Below are 6,283 nucleotides of genomic sequence, written 5' to 3' on the forward strand. Positions count from 1 at the left end.
AAATAGACAAAGAAATAATAGATAGCTCAAATAGATTAAAATATTTAGCTAGGTTTGGAGTAGGTTTGGATAATGTAGATATTGAATATGCAATGAAAAAGGGCATAAAAATTATAAATGCACCAAATGCGCCGAGCGAAAGTGTTGCTCAACTTATAATATCAATGATATTTATTTTAGAGAGAAAATTATATAATATAATCGAAATGGTGAAGAATGGAGAATGGCCAAAAGGTAAAATTTTAGGAAATGAATTATCAAATAAAACATTAGGAATAGTAGGTTTAGGAAGAATAGGAAAAGCAACGGCAAAATATGCAAGCGCCTTTAATATGAAAATTATAGCAAATGATATTATTGATGTAAGAGATGAATTAAAAAAATATGATGGAAAACAAGTTGAATTAAACGAATTATTAGAGAAGAGTAATATAATTTCATTAAGCGTTCCATTAACAAGTTTAACCTATCACATGATTAATGAAAAAACTTTAAAATTAATTCGAGATGATTCAATCTTAATTAATACAAGTAGAGGTGAAGTAATAGATACTAAAGCTTTAATTAGTCATGCACATCGCTTTAAAGGAATTGGCTTAGATGTATTAGAGCAAGAACCTCCAAAGGATGATTTATTTAAGAATTTAATATCAATGGAAAATGTCATTGTAACATCTCATATAGGGTCAGAAACTAAAGAAGCTATGGATAGATTAACGGAGGAATTTGCTAAAAACGTAATAGAAGCGGTGAAAAACATATGAAATACCTTACACCAGGACCAATACAATTACCCAAAGAAGTTTTAACTCATATAAGTAGACAACCAGGATTTCATAGATCAGAAGAATTTAAAAAATTACTTGAAAAAGTTATAGAGAATCTTGAGAAAATTATAAAAGGAAATGCTATAATTTTACCTGGAACTGGTACATTTTCTATTGATACTATGGTTTATAATTATATTAAGCCTAATGATAAAGTTTTATTAATTGATATAGGAGAATTTAGCAAAAGACTTGGAGATTCACTTAAATCTAGAGGGGCTATAGTTGAATTAATAACTAGCGAAATTGGTTCACTTCCTTTACCAGACTTAATAGAAGAAAAAATTAAAATTATGCGCGAAGTCAAGGCTATAGCAATGGTTCATAATGAAACGAGCATAGGAATCACCAATAGATTTATAGAAAAAATTCAAGATATAGCTTCATCATATGGGGCATTGCTACTAGTTGATAGTGTATCAGGAATTCCTGCTGAAAATATAAATAAAGAAATAGATGTTATCGCTACTGCGTCTCACAAAGCATTTCTTTCAATACCAGGAGCATCTATAATTTATATTAATAAAAATCCAGATAATAATTCTAATGTACCGCCTTCCATGGATTTAAAAAAATTTTTGAAAATGAAACCAAATTGTGAAACCCCATATACTCCTCCTATAAATGTTATTGCTGGATTAGAATATTCAACAAACTACATTTTAAATATGGGAGTTAATAATTATACTAAGATTCACGAAGAAAGATCAAGAATCCTTTATAATTCAGTTAAATTAAAGCCTATTGTAAATAATGAAATTTTTAGAAGTAATACAGTTGCATCATTTTATACTAATCATGTAAAAGAAATAATAAATGATTTGAAAGAAAAAGGATATACAATAGCAAATGGCATTGGTAATCTATCTAATAAAGCTGTTAGAATAGGTTTAATGGGCGACATAGATTTTCATGATATAAAAGCTGTTTCAGAGGCGATAAATAATTATGTTGATTGACAAAAGATGTAAATTATGTCTAATTAATAATAGAGTTAATGACTTGATTAAATTAAATAATGATGAAAAAATCCCATTAATTTTAGAAAGTATTTCAAAAATTTTAAACAGTAATCTAAGCAGGGATGAAATGTTCTCAATATCTTTTAAAGAAATAATAAAGTTAACAAATAAAGAAAGTCCATATAAAGAGATGAAACTATTTTTAAATGATTTAGGTAGGAAAATAGCAAAGGTAATTGAAGAAAATTTGGTTAAAAATAGTTGGGATTATAAATTAGCTATGGAATTCAGCGCCGCTGCAAATATAATAGATACGCATGTATTGGGTTTTGAGCCATTAGATTTAAAAGAAGCTATATGGGAAAAACCATTGATCTATGATGATATTAATTTATCGAAAAATAGAACAATATATTTTGTTGCTGATAATTCAGGTGAAATTTATATAGATTTTTTGTTAGTTAAAGCGTTAAAAGCACATGGATTTGAAGTCAAATTAGTTATTAGAGAAGAGCCTTATGAAATCGATATTTCTTCTAGCGATGATATAAAGTTTGATATTATGACTCCTGGGAATTACTCGCCTATTAAATACTTAAATGATGGCTTTATTATTTCTAAAGGTATAGCGAATTTGGAAGCATATTTAGAGAATGAAGTAAAGTTAGATTCACTTCATTTATTTAGAGCAAAATGTGATGTTTTGGCAGAAAAATTCAAAGTAAAGAAAAATATGCCAATAATAATAAGCGGGCAAAGAGCATACAAAATACTAAAGAAATAACATTCTTTTTTGTCTTAATTATGCATATAATTTCTTTGAACTTAAATAAGACTTACAATAAATTAATATTGCAAAATTAAATTACAAAGTTTTAATTTAAATCATTACTGAAATATTTTTATATAAGATGTTTTAAACCTACTCAATAATTTAATCTATAAGGGGTATAATTTGGTCAGTAAAGAAAAGATATCATTTTTAGGTTTAGATGGATTGCCTCCATCATTATTAATAAAAGCTACTAAAAAACTTAATTTAAAAAATTTAAAATACTTGATTTCTAAAGGGAAGCTATTTCCTTTATATTCAATGCCTCCAATAACACCAGTTGCTTGGACTAGTATAGCTACTGGCGTTAATCCTGCAAAGCATGGAATTTGGGGCTTTACAAAATATTATAAGGGAAAAATGGGAGAAGATTATTCAAGACCCTATGTTTCAAGTGATATAACTTTTCCTAGAGTATTTGAAGACATGGCATATAAAGGCTTAGAAGTTACTTTGATAAATTATCCTCTTACATGGCCTATTAAAAGCATTTGCTGTAAGGATAAAATGCATATAATAGGAGACACCTTTCTAGGCCCAGAAGTTGAATTTTTTCCAAATAGCTTAATTCAAGATTTTAAGGAATACTTTAAAACTCCATCAGAGATTAATGATCCTTATCAGAGAACAATTATGCTGATAGAAGGTTCGATTAAAGCAATTAATAGTATAGAAAGCGATGCATATTTTATAGTTTTACCATTTCCAGATCAAGCCTTTCATAAATATCCTTATGAAGTTTTAAATGTAAAAGAGAAGTCAGCAAAGGTATGGTATGAGATTGATAATTTAGCTTCTGAATTAATTAAAAAGACCAATAAATTTGTTTTAGTCTCAGATCATGGTGTAGGAACTTATAAAACTTGCGTTAACATTTTACCTCCATTGATGAATGAATTTCATGTATATTTACCCAAAACTTTTAAAGGAAAAATATTATTCAGTTTGAAAAATATGTTAGATGAAATTTCTTTAATATTGCCTCCAAGATTATCTCCGAGACAACTATTAACAAAAGACTTTGCAAAAAATATAATAGAAAATTTAAGTAAAGAAATATTTAAGCACGGAAGTAAACCTGGAACATTGAATGATAATTTATTAACATTAAGTAAACCTGGAACATTGAATGATAGCCCATTTACATATGATGATCATGGAGGGCTCTCTATGGCTAGAATTATATATTTTAAAAATGAAGACTTTAGAGAAAAAGGTTTAAAATCATTAGTAGGTGATAAAATATCAAATTATATAAAAATATATAAGTTAGAAGAAAGATTTAAAGGAAAATATTTACCAGATTATCCATCACTGTTTTTAGAATCCATTGATGAAGAAAAATATCATATAATAGTTACTAGGTCGCTTGCAAGACTTATACATGATCCTTATCCAGATCATAAAGTTATAGGAACAATGCTAATTTTTGGAGAAGACATAATAAAGAACAATGCTAATTTATATGATGTAACTCCTACATTGCTTTCTTTAGTAGGGCTTCCAATCCCAAAAGAAGCAGATAGCGATGGCGTAGTAAATAAAAAAGGTGAATTTCCATATAGTATAGCTATAAAGATGAAATCTTTAATGAAAAGTTAACTTTAATATAAGAAATGATTTTAAACCATTTAGTTAATTAGAAATAATCATATTAAAAGCTATTGAATAATTTAAAATTATTTTTAAGTTTTTTAAATAATAGTCAACAATCTAGTTAGAAATAATCGATAGTTTATCGAATATAATACTGTGATATAATTTGTACAATGAATTAGCTAAGTATAGAGATAAAGGAACCTGTTATAATTTTAGATATGCTAAAATGATGATAAAAAGGGATAATAGAGTTCTATGAATCTTTGGATTCAGAATCAATATAATATAGATTTTTAAGGATTTTTTTATCAATTAGAGAAAATATTTGAAGAAAAAAGCTTTGCAATAATAGGTGAAAGCTATAAGGAGAAATTTCTGTTCTAGGAGAAACTTTTTCCCATAATATTGAAAATGCAGAGTTTGCGTTTATAGTAGCCCAAATCATAGAAAAAGGGGTTTTGGAACTATTGTTGCCACTCAATTGATTTTAGGTTTATATTAAGAGAGGAATTAAATAACTAATGCCAATGTTTCCATTATTGCGTCGCATAGCATCACAATACAAGAGTCCTTAGGATTGTTTTTATGCTTCGTATACCTATATTAACAAATCCAATTATCAATGCCATAATGCTGGTTTTTCAAAAAAAGTATTCATTATAGTATTAGCTAATACACTTTTTTTTGTTCGTTGATTATTTAAAGGTTACGACTAATATATAAATTTTTAATATAAGAAATATATTAAAATTCACACCTAAATAGCAATAATAATAAAAAATGCGGCGGCCGGGATTCGAACCCGGGACCTCTGGCTTGGAAGGCCAGCGTCCTAATCCAGGCTAGACTACCGCCGCCCGTACTATTGTTTGAAGTTAACCCGTTTTTATTTTTACTGTTTTTTATATCCTACAATAAATCATTTAATTTATTATAGCATTTAAAAGCAATTTAAAGAAGGTCAGAAGAATTTTTCATTATTAAGATTTATAAGATGTTTATATTATAAATAAATGCAAAATTAATACATTCAATTTAATAAAATTAACTACAAACCCTTGGTCTTCAAGTCTGGTATGATTTCAGTCATTTTTCATCTTTTTAATCTTTATAGTGACATGATATGAGTAGTATTAGTTATTTATTATTAAACTCTTTCTGTCGATACCTTTATGTATAGGTACATCCATAGAAGATAAAATTATGTTGTAACGTTATAATTTGATGGCAAATTTTTTTAATTTCATTTTCATCTTTAATTTTTCTTTATAGGTTATAAACAGACTATATATAGGGTGGTTTGTTTTAATATCTATTCTTAGTATAGAATAAAGATAGTGGTTGCAAAGAAAAAACAAGGGAAATATTATTTGGAAACTTTTACATTATAATTGCTGAGGGATATTCTGGATAAAAGGTCCTCTAAATATAATTATACCTAATGGGGGCATTAAGGTTTTAAATTTTGAAAAGATTAAATAAAGAATGTCCTTTTAGGGGGACATATACAACTGTAACCCAATCCTAAGGAAACGCTGAAATAAGGTTACAACAATTAGAGATATAAGTAATGTGTTGAAGACCTTTCCTTGGTCTAATATTAGAAACTGAATAGGCGACTTTTATTCACTACCTATGTAGTGATGAAAATGAAAGCAATAAATTGCAAATCTATGAATTACCTCTAAGAAACACTTTAGGGCATGGAAAAAGTTAAGGTGTTTATAAAGTGGAAAAATATTTAAGTGGGCACGAATTCTTCATATTTTAAAGAGAAGGTGAGCGTATGAAAAGCGTTTCAAAAGGAGTAATTGCAATAATAATTGTTGTAATAGTTATTATTGGTATTGGGGCTTACTTTGTAAGTCAAAAGAAGAAAACGGTCATAACATCAACTACCTCAACAAGTACATCTACATCATCTACATTAACATCATCAACCACATCTAGTGTTAAACAATTGCAACAATTATCTCCACCAACTCCTTCATCGCTCGTTATTTTATCAAACAGCTCAGTATCTATTAATATTCCAGTTAAAAGTGGGCAATATGCATTAGTAA

Annotated in this window: 5 protein-coding genes, 1 tRNA gene and 1 pseudogene; 5 read left to right on the forward strand and 2 right to left on the reverse strand. The window is 27.7% G+C overall.

Annotation, left to right across the window (positions count from 1 at the left end; genetic code table 11):
* The 4 genes from RXO53_RS07430 to RXO53_RS07445 form a co-directional block, all read left to right on the forward strand.
* Window positions 1–764 (forward strand): NAD(P)-dependent oxidoreductase (locus tag RXO53_RS07430; RefSeq protein ID WP_410713596.1); only part of this gene is annotated, 764 nt, incomplete at its 5' end.
* Window positions 761–1,786: a pyridoxal-phosphate-dependent aminotransferase family protein gene (locus RXO53_RS07435; protein ID WP_410713597.1), complete on the forward strand. Its 1,026-nt coding sequence runs from the start codon at window positions 761–763 to the stop codon at window positions 1,784–1,786. The genes RXO53_RS07430 and RXO53_RS07435, both read left to right, overlap by 4 nt.
* Window positions 1,776–2,573 (forward strand): ARMT1-like domain-containing protein, encoded by a 798-nt coding sequence (locus RXO53_RS07440; RefSeq protein ID WP_410713598.1) that lies wholly within the window; start codon window positions 1,776–1,778, stop codon window positions 2,571–2,573. Before RXO53_RS07435 ends, RXO53_RS07440 begins: the two co-directional genes overlap by 11 nt.
* A gap of 171 nt (window positions 2,574–2,744) precedes the next feature.
* Window positions 2,745–4,223, forward strand: a complete 1,479-nt coding sequence (locus RXO53_RS07445; protein ID WP_410713599.1) for an alkaline phosphatase family protein — start codon at window positions 2,745–2,747, stop codon at window positions 4,221–4,223.
* Window positions 4,224–4,473: 250 nt separating this feature from the next.
* Here the strand turns inward: RXO53_RS07445 and RXO53_RS07450 are convergent, their stop codons facing one another.
* Together RXO53_RS07450 and RXO53_RS07455 are read right to left on the reverse strand one after the other, a co-directional pair.
* Window positions 4,474–4,701, reverse strand: a complete 228-nt coding sequence (locus RXO53_RS07450) for a hypothetical protein (RefSeq protein WP_410713600.1) — start codon at window positions 4,699–4,701, stop codon at window positions 4,474–4,476.
* 300 nt (window positions 4,702–5,001) lie between these two features.
* A tRNA-Gly gene (locus RXO53_RS07455) sits at window positions 5,002–5,077 on the reverse strand.
* 929 nt (window positions 5,078–6,006) lie between these two features.
* Between RXO53_RS07455 and RXO53_RS07460 the strand changes: the two are divergent.
* A pseudogene (locus tag RXO53_RS07460) lies at window positions 6,007–6,283 on the forward strand (hypothetical protein); the annotation flags it as partial.

The organism is Caldisphaera sp., from assembly GCF_046536515.1.
Lineage (GTDB): Archaea > Thermoproteota > Thermoprotei_A > Sulfolobales > Acidilobaceae > Caldisphaera.

Excerpts from the sequence above, each read along its gene's own strand:
- RXO53_RS07435 (WP_410713597.1), top strand. The coding sequence starts at position 761 with ATGAAATACCTTACACCAGGACCAATACAATTACCCAAAGAAGTTTTA.
- RXO53_RS07440 (WP_410713598.1), top strand. The coding sequence starts at position 1,776 with ATGTTGATTGACAAAAGATGTAAATTATGTCTAATTAATAATAGAGTT.